The following is a 16437-nucleotide window of genomic DNA, read 5'->3' as shown; positions in this document are numbered from 1 at the left end:
GTGGACGGCTGCGGCTGGGTGGGGGTTGTCCGCGCAGTTCCCCGCGCCCCTGAAAGCAGGGGGCGCCGCAGCGAGCGCCCCTTCAGGGGCGCGGGGCTGTATCGATGCGCGGCTGCCGCCGCCTGGGCGCGACCAGCCACGATGCGCCCGCACCCGGCCGTGCACCGCAGCCCAGCTCCGGAACCCCCGTCCCGGCTGAACCGGCGGAGCCCTCCGTATGCTCAAAGAATGACGACTTCCGCGACTCCCGGAACCGGCCCCACCGACCGCCCCGGCGGTACCGGCCCCACCGAGAACTCCATGCGTCGCGCCCTCAAACGCGCCCGGGACGGCGTCGCCCTCGACGTCTCCGAGGCCGCCGTTCTGCTCCAGGCGCGCGGCGAGGCACTCGACGACCTCGCCGCGTCCGCCGCCCGGGTGCGCGACGCCGGTCTGGAACAGGCGGGGCGCCCGGGTGTCATCACGTACTCGAAGAGCGTCTTCATCCCCCTCACCCGCCTGTGCCGCGACAAGTGCCACTACTGCACCTTCGTCACCGTCCCCGGCAAGCTCCGCCGGGCCGGGCATGGCATGTTCATGTCCCCGGACGAGGTCCTCGACGTGGCCCGCAAGGGCGCGGCCCTCGGCTGCAAGGAAGCCCTGATCACCCTCGGCGACAAGCCGGAGGACCGCTGGCCTCAGGCGCGCGAGTGGCTCGACGCGCACGGTTACGACGACACGATCGCCTACGTCCGGGCCATCTCCATCCGCATCCTGGAGGAGACCGGCCTGCTGCCCCACCTCAACCCGGGCGTACTGTCCTGGACCGACTTCCAGCGGCTGAAGCCGGTCGCGCCGAGCATGGGCATGATGCTGGAGACGACGGCCACCCGGCTGTGGTCCGAGCCCGGCGGCCCGCACCACGGTTCCCCCGACAAGGAACCCGCCGTCCGGCTGCGGGTCCTGGAGGACGCGGGCCGCTCCTCGGTCCCGTTCACCTCGGGCATCCTGATCGGCATCGGCGAGACGTACGAGGAGCGGGCCGAGTCCCTCTTCGCGCTGCGCCGCGTCGCCCGCTCGTACCACGGCGTCCAGGAACTGATCATCCAGAACTTCCGCGCCAAGCCGGACACGGCGATGCGCGGCATGCCGGACGCCGAGCTGGACGAACTGGTCGCGGCGGTCGCGGTGGCCCGTCTCGTCATGGGCCCGGCCGGCAACATCCAGGCGCCGCCGAACCTAGTCGACAGCGAGTACGAACGCCTGATCGCGGCCGGTGTCGACGACTGGGGCGGGGTCTCCCCGCTCACCATCGACCACGTCAACCCCGAACGCCCCTGGCCGCAGATCGAGGAGCTCACCGAGCGGTCCCGGGCCGCCGGTTTCGAGCTGCGGGAACGTCTCTGCGTGTACCCGGAGTTCGTCCGCCGCGGCGAGCCCTGGCTGGACCCGCGGCTGCGCCCGCATGTGGCCGCGCTGGCGGACCCGGAGACGGGGCTGGCGCGGGCGGACGCGGTCGTCGAGGGACACCCCTGGCAGGAGCCCGAGGAGGTCTTCGTCGCCACCGGCCGCACCGACCTGCACACCACCATCGACACCGAGGGCCGTACCGGCGACCGCCGCGACGACTTCGACGAGGTGTACGGCGACTGGGGCGCCCTGCGCGAGGCGGCCGCCCCCGGCATGGCACCCGAGCGCATCGACACGGACGTCCGCCAGGCCCTGGCGACCGCGGCCGACGACCCCACGAAGCTGACCGACGCCGAGGCCCTCGCGCTGTTCCACGCGGACGGCCCGGCGCTGGACGCGCTGACCAGGATCGCCGACGACGTCCGCAGGGCGGCGGTCGGCGACGACGTCACCTACATCGTCACCCGCAACATCAACTTCACCAACGTCTGCTACACCGGCTGCCGGTTCTGCGCCTTCGCCCAGCGCCGCACGGACGCCGACGCGTACACCCTCTCCCTGGACCAGGTCGCCGACCGGGCCCAGCAGGCGTGGGACGTCGGCGCGGTCGAGGTCTGCATGCAGGGCGGCATCCACCCCGACCTGCCCGGCACGGCGTACTTCGACATCGCGAAGGCGGTGAAGGAGCGGGTCCCCGGCATGCATGTGCACGCCTTCTCGCCGATGGAGGTCGTGAACGGCGCGACGCGCACCGGCATGTCGATCCGGGAGTGGCTGACCGCGGCGAAGGAGGCGGGCCTGGACACCATCCCGGGGACGGCGGCGGAGATCCTGGACGACGAGGTCCGCTGGGTCCTGACCAAGGGCAAGCTGCCCACCGCCACCTGGATCGAGGTCGTCACGACCGCCCACGAGGTGGGCATCCGCTCCTCCTCCACGATGATGTACGGCCATGTCGACCAGCCCCGCCACTGGCTGGGCCACCTGCGCACCCTGGCCCGCATCCAGCAGCGGACCGGCGGCTTCACCGAGTTCGTGACCCTGCCCTTCATCCACACCAACGCCCCCGTCTACCTGGCGGGCATCTCCCGCCCCGGCCCGACCATGCGCGACAACCGGGCGGTGACGGCGATGGCCCGGCTCCTCCTCCACCCCCACATCCCGAACATCCAGACAAGCTGGGTGAAACTGGGCTCGGAGGGGGCGGCGGAGATGCTCCGCTCGGGTGCGAACGACCTGGGTGGCACGCTGATGGAGGAGACGATCTCGCGGATGGCGGGCTCGTCGTACGGCTCGTACAAGTCGGTACGGGACCTGATCGCCGTGGCCGAGGCGGCGGGCCGTCCCGCGAAGCCCCGTACGACGGTGTACGGCGAGGTGTCCGAGGAGCGCCGGCGGGCCGCGGAGGCGTCCGACGGCCACCTGCCGGAGCTGCTGCCGGTGCTGGACTGAGCGGGCTGGGAGCGGACCGCGAGCGGACCGGGAGCGGACCGGGAGCGGGCTGGGAGCGGACCGAGCGGGCGGGCAGCGCACAGTACGATGATCCGACCCCTGTGCGAATACGTAGGGGGCCCTCATAACGGAGGAGATGCGTACCCGTGGCTGCCCGACTGCTGCCCTCCTGGGTCTGGGTCACCGGTCTGACGACCGGGGCGACGGTAGCCGTCGTCTTCCTCGCCCTACAGGCCGACAAGGGGCCGCACCCCACGGCCGCGGCGGTCCGCCCGTCGGCGAGCGCGTCGGCGGGCGCCCACCCCTCCGCGTCCCCGAAGCCCACGAAGCCCCCCGCCGTGCCGGCCGCCTCCGGCACGGGCCGCCGTGTCGTCTACTCGCTCGGCGACAAGCGGGTGTGGACGGTCGACGCGAGCGACAAGGCGACCCGCACGTTCACGGTGTGGCCGGGGACGGTGAGCCCCGACCCCGGCACGTACACGATCTCCAAGACCCTGTCCGCCACGACCGGGTCGGACGGCGTCCAGATCGAGCACGTCCTCTACTTCGCCGCGAAGTCGGGGCTGTCGATCGCCTTCTCCAACGCGGTCGACGGCTCCTCCCCGCCACCCGCCGCCGGCAAGCAGACCAGTGGCATCCGCATGCACAAGGCGGACGGCGCGGCCCTGTGGACGTTCGGCACGGAACCGAACACCAAGGTGACGGTGATCAAGTAGCCGGCGACCGCTCCGGCAGCTGTACGACGACGAGCGCGATCCCGGTGAGGACCAGCACCCGGGTCGCCGCGTCCAGCCCGTTCCAGGTCTTGGACTGCCACATGGAGAACCACTCCCCGCCGATGGCGATGAACCCGGCGCCGAAGAGCAGCACGAGCATCAGCAGACCGTAGGTGGACAGGCGCCGCGCACGGCCGTTGTCGCGCCGGAACCACAGCGCGGTCCCGGCGACGAGCACGAGCGCGGCGACGGTCTCCCACACGATGATGGCGACGTAAGCGGTGTTCTGCAGCCCTCTGTTGGTGATGGCCCGCCACATCAGGTCGTCGTCCTTGAACGTCGTGTCCATGGCCAGCACATGCTGGACGAACGCCTGGTTGGTGCCGAAGTCGGTGATGTTCCCCAGGGCGACGAGGGCGACGTAGAGAGCGACGGTGCCGGTGAGAAGGGCAGCGGCGAGCGAGAGCGCACGAGGCGCGTGGGAGGTGGACATGTCACCGTCCTTCCCCACCTCACCGATTCACACCCTTCCATCGGGGCTTCTGCCAGACTCGGTGTGGGCCGGCTGCGGGGGTGGTGCGGATGGGGTCGACACGGCCGTCGATGCAGGAGCTGATCGGGCGGCGCCGGAGAGCCGGATTCGTCGGGCGGGTCGACGAGCGGGCCGCGTTCCGGCGCAACCTCGCCCTGCCGGCCGAGGACGAGCGGCACCGTTTCCTCTTCCATGTGCACGGCGACGCGGGAGTCGGGAAGTCCTTTCTCGTACGGGAGTTGGAGCAGATCGCCCGGGAGGCCGGGGCGCTGACCGCGTACGTCGACGAGGATGCGGCCGGCGTACCCGAGGCGATGGCGGCGATGGCCCGTCAATTCGCGCGCCAGGGGCGGCGGTTCAAGGAACTGGAGCGGCTGCTGGCCGCACACCGGGAGCGGCGGCACGAGGCGGAGGCCGCTCTGGTGATGGGCGATCCGGCCGAGCCGGACGGGCCGTCGGCGGGCAGCCTCGCGATGGCGCGCGCCGGGCTGGTGGGCCTGGGGATGGTCCCGGTGGCCGGCGCCTTCGCCGCCGCCCTGGACGCGGACCGGCTCGCTCAGGGCGCCGACCGGCTCCGGGCCCGTTTCCGCAGCCAGGAGGACGTGCAACTGGTGCTGTCCCCCGAGCGGATCCTGACTCCGGTGCTGCTGGCCGAGCTGGCCGCAGTGGCCGAGACCGCACCCTGGATCGTCCTCCTCCTGGACACCTACGAACGCACCGGACCGTTCCTGGACCGCTGGCTGCACGAGGTGATGACCACCGACCGGTACGGCGCCCTTCCCGCCGACGTCGTCGTGGTCACCTCCGGCCAGCACCCCTTCGACACCGCCCGCTGGGGCGGCTTCGCCGACTTCATGACCGACATGCCGCTCGGCCCGTTCACGGACGCGGAGGCACGGGGCCTGCTCGCGGACAAGGGGGTGCGGGACGAACCGGTGGTCGCCGAGGTGCTGCGGCTGACGGGCGGGCTACCGGTACTCGTCTCCACGCTGGCCGAGTCCGGGCCCGTCGGCCCCGGGGACGTGGGGGATCCGAGCGCCACGGCGGTCGACCGGTTCCTGAAATGGGAGCGGGACCCCGTACGGAGAGCCGCCGCGCTGGCGGGCGCGCTGCCCCGGCAGCTGGACGAGGACGTGTTCCGGACGGCCGTGGACTGTCCCGAGGACGACGCCCGGTCGCTGTTCGCCTGGTTGATGGCTATGCCGTTCGTGAGCGAGCGCGTGGAACGCGTGCAGTACCACGACGTCGTACGAGCCCCGATGCTCCGCGTGCAGCGTCTGCGTTCTCCGCGCTGGTGGCGGGAGAGCCACACCCGCCTCGCCGAGGCGTTCGGCAACTGGCGTGCGGAGGCCGAGAGGGACCGGGACCCGGACGAGTGGTGGTCGGACGAACGATGGCGGGAGCTCCGCCTCGCCGAGTCGTATCACCTGCTGTGCGCGGGACCCCCGTTCCCGCTGCCCGCGGTGTCACGGGATCTCGTGGATGCCTGCTTCGAGGGCGAGGCGGTGGCGCGCCGATGGGCACAGACCCTGGTACAGGCGGGCGAGGACACGGAGGCGCGGAAGCCCGGTGCCCTGGGGAGCGACCTGCTCGCCGCGCTCGACCAGGGCGGGGTCCTCGAAGCGCTGGGGGTGCTGCTGGCGAAGGGGAGCCTCGACGCGCGCGGGCGAGCCGAGGCGTACCGGGTGCGGGGAGTCGTGCTGGGCAAGGCGGGGGAGTTCGCCGCGGCGCTGAACCAGTTCGATCACGCCGTCGAACTCGATCCGGCGTCGGCGACGGCGTACGAGGGCCGGGCCGCCACCCGTGCCAACCGGCGTGACTACGCCGGAGCCGTGACCGACATGGACCGGGTCGTCCGGCTGGCCCCGGACACCGCCAGAGCCCTCGCCATGCGCGGTGACTACCGTCGCATGTCCGGGGACTTCGATGCAGCCATGAGCGATCTGGACCGGGCGCTGGATCTGGATCCGCAGTTCGTGTGGGCCCTGGTACGCAGAGCGCGGGTATGGCGAGCCCGCGGCGATCACGAGCGGCGCCTGGCCGACCTGGACCGCGCCGCCGCCCTGGAACCCGACCTGCCGTGGGTGCTGTGCGAGCGAGGCGACGCGATGGTCCATGCCGGTCGCCACGAAGCCGCTCTGGCGGACTACGACCATGCCCTCGTCCTGGACGACGAGTACGCCTCGGCGTATGCGAGCCGCGGAGCCTGCCGCAGGACGGTGGGCCAACCGGATCGGGCACTTGCGGACCTGGACCGCGCGCTTGAGCTCAACCCGCGGTACTACTGGGCGCTCTGGCAGCGGGCCGGAACGTACCTCGTGCTCGGTTCCCTTGAAAGAGCCTCGGCCGACGCCGAGCGGATGCGGGCACTCGACCCCGACCACTGGCAGGCACGCCACGTGGCCCTGGGCGTCCACGTACAGCAACTGGTCAACGACGAGTCGTGGGACCGCCTCGCACGGCTTCGGGACGGGCTGGACACCACCCACCCGGAACTCCCGGCTGCCGAACGGGCCGACATCGCCGAGCGCCTGACCGAACTCCTTGGTTCACCGCCTGGCGAACGCCACGAACTCGACCCATGAGGCGTCCCCGAACGCGAGCCGTCCGCCGTCCTTGTCCTTGGAGTCGCGGACGTGGACGGTGGGTTCGGCGGGGGCTATCGCGATCTCGACGCACTCTGGGCCGTCGTTGCTGCTGTAGCTGCTCTTGAACCAGTTCAGCGCGTTGGGGGTCATGCTTGTTCTCCCAGCACTTTGTCGATGAAGGCCAGCGACTCCCGGGGCGTGAGAGCCTGCGCCCGGATCATTCCATAGCGCATTTCCAGGATCTGTACTTCCCGGGGATCACTGATCATGCGGCTGTGCAGCTGGGCCTCCGAGTGCCCCAGGGTCTTGCCGTCTCGGAGCTTCACCAGCTGGAGCGAGCCGCCCATTCCCGCGTGGTCCTCACGATCCGTGGGCATCACCTGGATCGCGACGTGCCTCAACGTGCCGATTACCAAGAGGTGTTCGAGCTGGCTCCGCAGCACCATTCTGCCTCCGATGGGGCGCCGGAGAGTCACCTCTTCCAGGACGAAGGTGAGTTCCGGCAGGGGCACCCGCTCGAAGACGCTCTGTCGTGCCATACGCGCGGAAACCTGGCGTTCGATCTCGTCCTCGGGGTACGCGGGCCGCCGCATGGCGAACAACGCCCGTGCGTACTCGGGTGTCTGGAGCAGACCGTGCATGTTGTGGTTGGCGTAGGCCCCGAGTTCCACGGCTTCGCCCTCCAGCTTCGCCAGATCCCGGACCTTCTTCGGGTACCGGGCCCGTTCCACGTCCTCCTTCATGGACGAGACCTTCCCGCCTGCCCCGACCGCGTCATCGGTCTTGTCCAGGAAGTCCGGCTTGGGGATCCGTCGCCCGCGCTCCACGGCCGACACCATCTCCTCGCTGTACCCGATGGCGGTGCCGAGTTCGGCCTGCCGCATCCCGGCGGCCTCCCGCCACACCTTGATCTGCCGCCCGACCGCCCTGAGTACGGCCTCGGCCTCCTCGTCCTCCATACCCGTTCCCTCCGACGTACGACCCGTACGGCACCGACCGACACCCGGACAGTCACTCTCTGTGCCCGGTGTGTCGCTGTTCAGAGTAGAGAGCCGCGACCACGCTGGGTGACATGAACCAGAAATCCCTCCCACGAGAAGTGACAACCCCCACGCGCCACTTCACGGTCCAGCTGTCCGCGACACGAAGGGGTGCCCGCCTCGCCCGGCTGCTCACGGAACGCCAACTGGACGACTGGGGGTTGGCGTACGAGGCGGCCGTGCACGTCGTGGCCGAGCTGGCGTCCAACGCCGTGCTGCACGGACGCGTCGCGGGACGGGACTTCCGGCTGGGGCTACGGCTGGGCCCCGACCGCACACTCCGTATCGAGGTGACCGACGCCCGGGGCGACCGCGTCCCGTACGCCCACGACCCGGTGGCCGCCGACGTGGAGTCGGGGCGAGGCCTGTTGATCGTGGGGGCGTATGCCGACCGTTGGGGCACGGCCGAGGCACCGGCCGGGTGCAAGGTCGTCTGGGCGGAGCTGGGGGCACCGGATCGCGAGGACCCATGACCCGGCGTTTCCCGACGCCAAAGACCAAAGAACCGGGGAAAGAACCCAACCCGCCCCTACCGTCCCCGTCGATCACCCGCCGGAGTGAATATGCCGAACTCAGCTGGCGTGGAGGGGCAGTTGTGCGGCAGCGTCTGCGGCGACAAGTCCAGACATACTTCGGCCCTCGCGGGGACTGCCATCCCACTGCGAGGGCCTGATCATCAAGGAAGAGAAGGCTTCCCCATGACTGCCCAGCAGCCTAGCGCGCCCGCGCCCGCGAAGACCCGGCGTTCCCACTCCGGTGTCACCCATGTGAAGGAACGCCTTGACGGCAACTTCACCGTGATCAGCAACGAACTGCTCCAGCACCCGGAGTTGTCCTCCACGGCGAAGGGCATCGGGAGCTACATCCAGTCGCTGCCCGAGGGCTCCCCGGTCGGCATCAAGGCGCTCGCCGAGCAGTTGCCCGAGGGGGAGATCAGGATCGCCTCGGCCCTGCGCGAGCTGGAGCGGTACGGGTTCCATCTGCGCACCAAGGAACGTCTTCCGTCGGGCCAGGTGGTGACCCGGACGTTCGCGTACAACAGGCCGCGTCGTGCGGTGGTCGAAGCCGCCAGGGCCCCTGAGCCCCGTGCCCGGCCGAGGACTCCTGCCCCGCCGAAGGCGCCTCTGGCCCCGCGCAAGGCCCCCGACCTGCTCGCCGGGCTCCGCGCGTACGACTCCCGCCTGCTCCTCAGCGAGCGGGAGGTACATCGCCTGGCACCGGCCCTCTCCGCGTGGCTGGAGCGTGGCGTGCCGCCCACCGCCGTCGTACGCGCCCTCACGACCGACCTGCCTCAGGACCCGATCAAGCACCCGGCGGCCTTCCTGGCCCACCGCCTCGCCAGCCAGTTGCCGCCCCACCTCCCGGCTCCGGCCCCGCGGGACACGGCCGCGCCGGCCCGCCCGGATCCGCTCCAGACGTGCGAGGGCTGCGAGCGGGCGTTCCGGTCGGCTCGTCCCGGCCGCTGCCGCGACTGCCGGGCACGGTCCGAGAGAGCTGCTTGAGCAGGGATGTCGTGGCCTCCTGGGCCGTCTTCGTGGCGATCGAACGGCACCCGGAGCGCGCCGCCCGCCTGCGTGAACTGGAGCGCGTCGTGGACGCGGGGGAGCAGGACCCGACGGCGGCCATCGCGGAGATCCGGGCCGTGCTGGAGGCGGCCGAGGTGGAGGCGGGAACCGGTACGGCTGCCCCCTTCCTCCGTGCCTGACCACCCCTTACCTGGCCGAAAGCTGCCCACTAGGGACCACACAACCCACACTTCGCATACCTAACTGCCCCCTGAACGGGTCGTTCCCGGTCGATTACAGTGCTGTGCGCTCGTATGTACGGACGGTGCCCGTGAGGAGGTCATGGTGGTGAGTGGGACGTCGGGTGCCGTCTGGGGTCGTGCCGAGCAGCAGGACTTCCGGAGCCGGGTGCGGGGATCCCTCCTCGGTAGCGCCGTCGGGGACGCGCTCGGCGGGCCCGTCGACGGGATGACGCTGGAGGAGATCCGGGCGGCCTACGGGCCGGAGGGGCTGGTCGATCTCGGGTACGGGTACGGGCGGCGCGGGACCGTGACGCATCACACCCAGCTGACCCTGTTCACCGTGGACGGGTTGATAAGAGCCCAGGTGAGACGGGACACCGGCGCCTGGCATCCGCCCACCGACCTGCATCGCGCCTATCTGCGATGGGCGGCCACCCAGCGGGACTGGGGGCCCGACGAGCGGCGGAAGGAGGACGGGTGGCTGGCTCGGGAGGAGTGGCTGTACGCCAGGAGAGATCCGACGCGCGCGCTGCTCATCGGACTCGGGGACGAGAACATGGGGACCCTGGAGTCGCCGAAGAACCCCGATGACATGGGGCCGGAGGCCGTCGCCCGGTCCGCGCCGTTCGGGCTGCTCGTCGGCTGGGAGCCGCAGCTCGTCATCCAGCTGGCCGTGGAGTGCGCGGCGCAGACCCACGGGCATCCGACCGCCTGTCTGTCGGCCGGTGCCTACGCCGTGATCGTGCACGCGCTGGCCCGCGGGGAGTCGCTGGACGGGTCGGTCCAGCGGGCCCTCGCCCTGCTCGCCGCCCGGCCGGGGCACCAGCCCGTCTCGGACGCGTTGCAGCACGCGCTCGGCGCCGTACGGCAGGGGATGCCCTCCCCGGCCCGCGTGGAGGAGCTGACCGGGGACGGGGCCGCCGACGGGATGCTCGCCGCCGCCGTCTACTGCGCCCTGGTCGGCGAGGACGTGCGGCACGGGCTGTGCCTCGCCGTCAACCAGGCCGGACCCTCCGCCGTCGCCGGCGCCCTCACCGGCGGCCTGCTCGGCGCCCTGCACGGCGAGACGGCCCTCCCGCCGGCCTGGGTGGCCGAACTGGAGGGCCGTCCTACGATCCTGGAGCTGGCCGACGACTTCGCGATGGAGATGACCCAGGGCCCGGCCCTGCACGGGCCGGCGGGCGCGTCCCCCGGCTGGCTGTCCCGCTACCCGCGAGGCGCCTGAGCCGGTCGGCCCGGGGCGCCCGAGCCGGTCGGCCCGAGGCGCCCGAGCCGGTCGGCCCGAGGCGCCCGAGCCGGTCGGCCCGGGGACCGCGGGCCGGGCCGGCGACCGCCGGTCAGTCCCGCAGTACCTCCCCGCCGCCCGCCGGAGCCTGGGCCTGGGCCGGTACCGGGGCCGTCGCCGCCGCGCTGTCCCCGTCCGTGTTCACGGTCTCGATGATCGCGAGACGCTCCGGGGTGTCCTCCGGCTTCAGGTAGCCGATGAGGATGTAGAGGACCAGGGAGACGGCCAGCGGGACCGACACCTGGTACTGGAGCGGTACGCCGCCGTCGACGTTCCAGTTGATCGGGTAGTTGACCAGCCAGAAGGCCAGCAGGCCGGCCGCCCAGCTGGTGAGCGCGGCCGTCGGGCCGGAGCGGCGGAACGGGCGGAGCAGGCCCAGCATCATCGGGATCGCGATCGGGCCCATCAGACCGGCCACCCACTTGATGACCACGGTGATGATGTCCTTGAACGTGGGCGAGTTGACCTGGGTGGCCACCGCCATGGACAGGCCGAGGAAGACCACCGTCGTCACCCGGGCCGCGATCAGCCCGGAGCGCTCGCTCCAGGACCGTGCCCGCGACGACAGCACCGGCGCCACGTCACGGGTGAAGACGGCCGCGATCGCGTTGGCGTCGGAGGAGCACATCGCCATCGTGTGGGAGAAGAAGCCGACGACGACCAGGCCCAGCAGACCGTGGGGGAGGAGCTGTTCGGTCATCAGGCCGTAGGAGTCGGAGCCGTCCGGCTTCTGGGCGTGGACCAGGAGCGGCGACATCCACATGGGGAAGAACAGGACCACCGGCCAGATCAGCCACAGGGCCGCGGAGAGGCGGGCACTGCGCTCGGCCTCCTTCGGTCCGGCCGTCGCCATGTAGCGCTGGGCCTGGTTGAGCATGCCGCCGTTGTACTCGAAGAGCTTGATGAAGAGGAAGGCCAGCAGGAAGACCGTGCCGTAGGGGCCGACCAGCGGCTTGCCGTGGCCGTGCAGGGCCGGCTGGTCGAAGGCGTCGAAGAAGCCGATGCCCTTGTCGTTCAGCTTCAGGACGACGGCGACGAACATCGAGACGCCGGCCAGCAACTGGATGATGAACTGGCCCAGTTCGGTCAGCGCGTCCGCCCACAGGCCACCGATCGTGCAGTAGACCGCGGTGATCGCGCCGGTGATGAGGATGCCCTGGTTGAGGGAGACACCCGTGAACACCGACAGCAGGGTGGCGATCGCGGCCCACTTGGCGGCCACGTCCACGATCTTCAGCAGCATGCCGGACCAGGCCAGCGCCTGCTGCGTGGACAGGTTGTAGCGGTTCTTCAGGTATTCGAGGGGGGACGCCACATGGAGTCGGGAACGCAGGCGGTTGATACGCGGTGCGAAGAGTTTCGAGCCGATCGCGATGCCCAGCGCGATCGGGAAGGACCAGGTGACGAACGACGTCACGCCGTAGGTGTAGGCGATGCCCGCGTACCCGGTGAACATCACCGCGCTGTAGCCCGACATGTGGTGCGAGATGCCGGAGAGCCACCAGGGCATCTTTCCGCCGGCCGTGAAGAAGTCGCTGACGTTGTCCACGCGCTTGTGCGACCAGACGCCGATCGCGACCATCACGCCGAAGTAGCCGATGAGCACGGCCCAGTCGAGCCCGTTCATGTGCCCCCCTTCCAGGGTCCGCCTTGTGAACTCCGCTCAGCTGGTTGGCACTTCGCATAAGCGGAGTGGGGACGGGGAAGGCCGCGAAGTGCCCGCTCATCGTGGGTTCGGTTGCGCGGGCACGACAAGCGGGCGTAGGGTCAAGGGACAGTAAAATCGTTCGTCGTGCTGACCTTGATTCACGTGTATGAACGCCACGGCGTGTTTTCGATGGCCGGAACCAGTGCCTCAGCGCATCAGCTCCCCCGCGTTGACCAGCAGAGACTGTCCCGTGATGGCCCGCGCCCGGTCCGACGCCAGGAACACGGCCGCGTCCGCCACGTCCCCGTCCGTCGCCAGCTCCGGCAGCGCCATCCGCCCCGTCAGCCGCCCCAGCACCTCGTCCTCCGGCACCCCCTCCGTGTGCGCCGTGAACTGGACGTACGCCTGCACCGGCGGCCCCCACATCCAGCCCGGCAGCACCGTGTTGACCCGGATCCGGTACGGCCCCAGCTCCCGCGCCAGCGAGTACATCGCGCTGGTCAGCGCCCCCTTCGAGGCCGCGTACGCGGCCTGCTTCACCTGCGAGGGCGCTGCGACCGCCGACTGGGTGCCGACGAAGACCACCGAGCCGCCGCCCGCCTCCTTCAGCGCCGGCAGGCACGCCCGGGTCATCCGCAGCGTCCCCAGCAGGTTCACGTCGACCACCGAGGCCCAGGTCGCGAAGTCCGCGTCCTCGACCCCGCCGAAGTAGGAGTCCCAGGCGGCCACGTGCACCACCGCGTCGACGCCCCCGAAGCGCTCCCGCGCCAGCGCCGCCAGCGCCTCGCACTGGCCCTCGTCGGTGATGTCGGTGGGGCGGTACGCGGTCCGGCCGCCCTCCGGATCGATCCCGGCCGCGCTCTTGGCGAGGTTCGCCTCGGTCCGCGCACCGAGCACGGCGTTCCCGCCGTCCCGTACGACGGCCGCCGCGACCTGGTGCCCGAGCCCGGCGCCGACCCCCGAGACGACGACCGTCTTGCCCATGAGCAGTGACATCGATGACCTCCCGGCACTGGCGCTTTATCTGACGGAGCGTCAGAGTATGGGCGAGTGCAGGCGGAAGGAAGGGAAGGCGCATGAGCGAGGACACGCGTAGCGATGTGTACGCCGAGCTGGCCGCGGTCGGCCCCTACGGCGTCCGCCCCGGCCACGCCCTCATCACCATGGTCGAGCCGCACCCCGGGCACGAGTACGCGTACAACCGCTGGTACGAGGACGACCATTACTACGCCGGCGCCATGGCCATGCCCTGGATGTACGCGGGCCGCCGCTGGGTGGCCACCCGCGATCTGCAACTCCTGCGCCACCCCGAGAAGTCGGCGATCGCCCAGCCCGTCACCACCGGCTGCTACCTCTCCGTCTACTGGATCACCGACGGCCGCTACGCCGACCACATGAAGTGGACGGTCGGCATCAACAGGCGGCTGAACCGGGACGCCCGGGTGTACCAGGACCGCACCCACGTCTTCACCGCGTTCCAGGACCACGAGGCGACGGTGTACCGGGACGGGGCGGCCGGCCCCCGCGACTTCCACGCCCTCGACCACCCGTACGCCGGACTGGTGGTGGAGGTCATCGACAGCGAGTCGCCCGAGCAGCGGACGGAACTGCTGGAGTGGCTGCGCGGCCGGCACCTGCCGAAGCGGCTCGCCGGTTCACCGACGGCGATGGTCACGGTGTTCCGCCCGACGCCCCTGCCCGGCGACCGGATGACCTATGTGAAGCAGGTGGAGGGCGTCGACACCCGGCTGACGCTGCTGTGGTTCCTGGAGACGGACCCGAGGCAGTGCTGGGACGCCCGCTTCACCGGCCTGGACGAGGACGTCGCCGGGTCCGGACTGGGCAGGGTGGAGTTGGTGGCACCGTTCGTACCGACGGTGCCGGGCACGGACCGGTATGTGGCGGAGCTCAGAACACCCAGCCCGTCCGGCGACTGAGGACGAGGCCGTTCAGGCCGAAGCGGGGGTCTGGGGCGGCGGCCCCCAGCGGCGCCCGCGTCAGCGGAGGGTCACTTCAACTCGTCGGGACACGGCGTGCCCCGCGGCAGCTGGTACGGCGCCGCCAGCCGGTAGGTCCCCGCCTTCGGCGCGAGCAGCATCGTCCACTGGTCGCCCTTCGCGTCCTCCGGCGTCTCCATCAGGCAGCCGTTGACGTTGACGTACTTCTTCGGCGTGCCCTCGGCCCGGTGCTTGGAGGCCTGGGTCTCCTGCGGCGGCTTCAGGCTCTTGCCGTCCGCGTCCACGATGCTCAGCCACGGCGAGTACGGGATCCGGATCAGGATCCGCCCGGCACTGCGCACCTCGATGGTCAGCTCGCCCTGCTCGGCGCTGTCCACCACCGCGTTCGGCTCGGCGAGCGGCACCGGGTCGGTCACCCGGAACAGCTGCCAGTTGGCGTCGCCCCACACCTGCTTCAGGTACGGCATCCCGCGCTGGACCAGGGCCCGCTCGCGTTCGCCGCCGTCGCCGTCGGGCTCGTCCTTCGGCAGCACCACGAAGTGCACGGCCCAGCGCTGCAGCCACTCGTGGTAGTTCGCGGAGTTGAGGGTGTCGTCGTAGAAGAGCGGGTTGCGCTCCATGTCGGCCTGGCGGTTCCAGCCGCGGGCCAGGTTGACGTACGGCGCGAGCGCGGACGCCTCCCGGTGCGAGCGCGCCGGGACCACCTCGACGCGGCCCTTCTCGGCGCCGACCTGCTGGAGCTGGTGGACGAGCGGGGCGAGTTCGCGGGCCCAGGACGCGGCCGGGGTCGTGTGGATGATGTCGTCGACCGCCTTGAAGCCGATCCAGCCGACGAAGCCGAGGAAGGCGAGGACGGTGACGTAGTACTTGCGGGAGCGCGGCACGGTGTACGGCAGGGCCGCGATCAGTGTCGCGCCCGCGAACAGCATCGGCAGCCGCGAGATGTTCGAGCCGATCTGCGAGCTGACCAGCCACACCAGCACGACCCCGAGGCTGTACACGGCCGCCGTCAGCCGGACCGTCTTCCACTTCTTGGGCACGAGGAAGAGGCAGAGCAGGCCGTACAGCAGGGGCATGATCACCGAGCCGATGCCCATCGGCTGGGTGCCGGAGAACGGGAACAGCCAGGCGGAGACGGCGACCACGACCGCGGGTGCCAGACCGAGCGCCCAGGCGCCGGGGCGCCGCTTCTGCAGGAACAGCGCGACCGCGACCAGGCCGACGAAGAGCCCGGCGACCGGCGACGACATGGTGGCCAGGGCCGCCAGCGGGGCCGCGACCAGCGCCTTCGCCCACCGTTTGTGGCGCCAGCGGTACGGCCAGCAGAACACCGCTCCCACCGAGGCCAGCGCGAACAGCGTGCCGAGCCCGAAGGTGACGCGCCCGGACAGCGCGTTGCAGATCAGCGCGAACACTCCGGCGAGCGAGGCCCACAGGGGGTTCTTCACCACGCGGCTGCGGATGAGGAGCAGGGTCAGCAGTCCGGCCGAGATCGTGCCGGCGATCATCATCGTCGTACGGACGCCGAGCAGTGACATCAGGTACGGCGAGACCACGCTGTACGACACCGGGTGCATGCCGCCGTACCAGGCGAGGTTGTACGCGGAGTCCGGGTGCCGGCCGACGAACTCGGCCCAGGCGTCCTGCGCCGCGAGGTCGCCTCCGCTGTTCGCGAACGTGAACAGCCAGATGATGTGCAGGACGCCGGCGAGGGCGGTGACCGCCAGCACCGGGTGGCGCGACGGCCACTCGCGCAGGGGTTCGTCCAGGTCGAGAAGGTGACGGAGCCTGCCGTTACGCTGCGTGCTCGCCTTGCTCTGCGTGCTCGTCTTGCTTTGTGCGCTTTGTGCGCTTTGCGTGCTCTGCATGGTCCGAGTGCCGTGCGCGCCGCGCGGACCGGTCTCGGGCAGGGCTATTCGCGGGCCGGATACCGAGCCCGGATCGGCGTCGTCGGCGCGTGTCGGCTCCGCTGTGGCCACCTGAAGGCACTCCCCGTGTCCCGTCTTCTGTTCTCGGCCGCGTTCCACGGTGTTACCGGCCGCTTCTCGTCCAGTTCGCGGCCGTGTCCCGGCGGCCGACGAC

General features: G+C 71.1%; 14 protein-coding genes. 8 read left to right on the top strand and 6 right to left on the bottom strand.

Going from position 1 to position 16437, the window contains the following annotated elements; genetic code table 11:
* The first annotated feature begins 228 nt into the window (after nt 1–228).
* Together AB0D59_RS05325 and AB0D59_RS05320 are read left to right on the top strand one after the other, a co-directional pair.
* A complete protein-coding gene (locus AB0D59_RS05325) occupies nt 229–2841 on the top strand; it encodes a bifunctional FO biosynthesis protein CofGH (RefSeq protein ID WP_362561038.1) in 2613 nt (870 codons plus the stop codon).
* A 146-nt stretch (nt 2842–2987) separates the two neighbouring features.
* Nucleotides 2988–3557, top strand: coding sequence for a hypothetical protein (locus tag AB0D59_RS05320; protein ID WP_362561037.1), 570 nt, complete (start codon nt 2988–2990; stop codon nt 3555–3557).
* Here AB0D59_RS05320 and AB0D59_RS05315 read toward each other — a convergent pair.
* The gene (locus AB0D59_RS05315) at nt 3550–4050 is read right to left on the bottom strand and encodes a DUF2165 domain-containing protein (protein WP_362561034.1); all 501 of its coding nucleotides are present in this window, start codon (nt 4048–4050) and stop codon (nt 3550–3552) included. The genes AB0D59_RS05320 and AB0D59_RS05315 overlap by 8 nt on opposite strands.
* Nucleotides 4051–4139: 89 nt before the next feature.
* Here AB0D59_RS05315 and AB0D59_RS05310 point away from each other — a divergent pair, with 89 nt between their 5' ends.
* Nucleotides 4140–6674 carry a tetratricopeptide repeat protein gene (locus tag AB0D59_RS05310; protein WP_362561032.1) on the top strand — a complete coding sequence of 845 codons (2535 nt, stop codon included), beginning with the start codon at nt 4140–4142 and terminating at the stop codon, nt 6672–6674.
* On the opposite strand, the gene AB0D59_RS05305 is transcribed toward AB0D59_RS05310, so the two are convergent.
* Both AB0D59_RS05305 and AB0D59_RS05300 read right to left on the bottom strand, forming a co-directional pair.
* Nucleotides 6639–6827, bottom strand: coding sequence for a DUF397 domain-containing protein (locus AB0D59_RS05305; protein ID WP_362561030.1), 189 nt, complete (start codon nt 6825–6827; stop codon nt 6639–6641). The genes AB0D59_RS05310 and AB0D59_RS05305 overlap by 36 nt on opposite strands.
* Nucleotides 6824–7636, bottom strand: a complete 813-nt coding sequence (locus AB0D59_RS05300) for a helix-turn-helix transcriptional regulator (RefSeq protein WP_362561027.1) — start codon at nt 7634–7636, stop codon at nt 6824–6826. Before AB0D59_RS05300 ends, AB0D59_RS05305 begins: the two co-directional genes overlap by 4 nt.
* Nucleotides 7637–7749: 113 nt before the next feature.
* Between AB0D59_RS05300 and AB0D59_RS05295 the strand changes: the two genes are divergently transcribed.
* The 4 genes from AB0D59_RS05295 (at nt 7750) to AB0D59_RS05280 (ending at nt 10689) form a co-directional block, all read left to right on the top strand.
* A complete protein-coding gene (locus AB0D59_RS05295; protein WP_362561026.1) occupies nt 7750–8190 on the top strand; it encodes an ATP-binding protein in 441 nt (146 codons plus the stop codon).
* A gap of 225 nt (nt 8191–8415) precedes the next feature.
* A complete protein-coding gene (locus AB0D59_RS05290) occupies nt 8416–9219 on the top strand; it encodes a helix-turn-helix domain-containing protein (protein WP_362561023.1) in 804 nt (267 codons plus the stop codon).
* On the top strand, nt 9216–9422 hold the full coding sequence (locus AB0D59_RS05285; RefSeq protein ID WP_362561020.1) for a hypothetical protein: 207 nt from the start codon (nt 9216–9218) through the stop codon (nt 9420–9422). Before AB0D59_RS05290 ends, AB0D59_RS05285 begins: the two co-directional genes overlap by 4 nt.
* A 148-nt stretch (nt 9423–9570) precedes the next feature.
* Complete coding sequence (locus AB0D59_RS05280) at nt 9571–10689, top strand: ADP-ribosylglycohydrolase family protein (protein WP_362561017.1); 1119 nt, start codon at nt 9571–9573, stop codon at nt 10687–10689.
* Between the two features lie 112 nt (nt 10690–10801).
* On the opposite strand, the gene AB0D59_RS05275 is transcribed toward AB0D59_RS05280, so the two are convergent.
* On the bottom strand, nt 10802–12376 hold the full coding sequence (locus AB0D59_RS05275; protein ID WP_362561016.1) for a sodium:solute symporter family protein: 1575 nt from the start codon (nt 12374–12376) through the stop codon (nt 10802–10804).
* Between the two features lie 228 nt (nt 12377–12604).
* A complete protein-coding gene (locus AB0D59_RS05270) occupies nt 12605–13393 on the bottom strand; it encodes an SDR family oxidoreductase (RefSeq protein ID WP_362561014.1) in 789 nt (262 codons plus the stop codon).
* 80 nt (nt 13394–13473) lie between these two features.
* Between AB0D59_RS05270 and AB0D59_RS05265 the strand changes: the two genes are divergently transcribed.
* A complete protein-coding gene (locus AB0D59_RS05265) occupies nt 13474–14334 on the top strand; it encodes a hypothetical protein (RefSeq protein WP_362561013.1) in 861 nt (286 codons plus the stop codon).
* 71 nt (nt 14335–14405) lie between these two features.
* On the opposite strand, the gene AB0D59_RS05260 is transcribed toward AB0D59_RS05265, so the two are convergent.
* Nucleotides 14406–16334, bottom strand: a complete 1929-nt coding sequence (locus AB0D59_RS05260) for an MFS transporter (RefSeq protein ID WP_362561011.1) — start codon at nt 16332–16334, stop codon at nt 14406–14408.
* Nucleotides 16335–16437: the final 103 nt, after the last annotated feature.

The sequence above is a fragment of the Streptomyces sp. NPDC048417 genome, assembly GCF_040651615.1.
GTDB lineage: Bacteria > Actinomycetota > Actinomycetes > Streptomycetales > Streptomycetaceae > Streptomyces.
The sequence above is the reverse complement of the archived record's forward strand: the minus strand, read 5'-3'. Positions and strand labels throughout refer to the sequence as shown.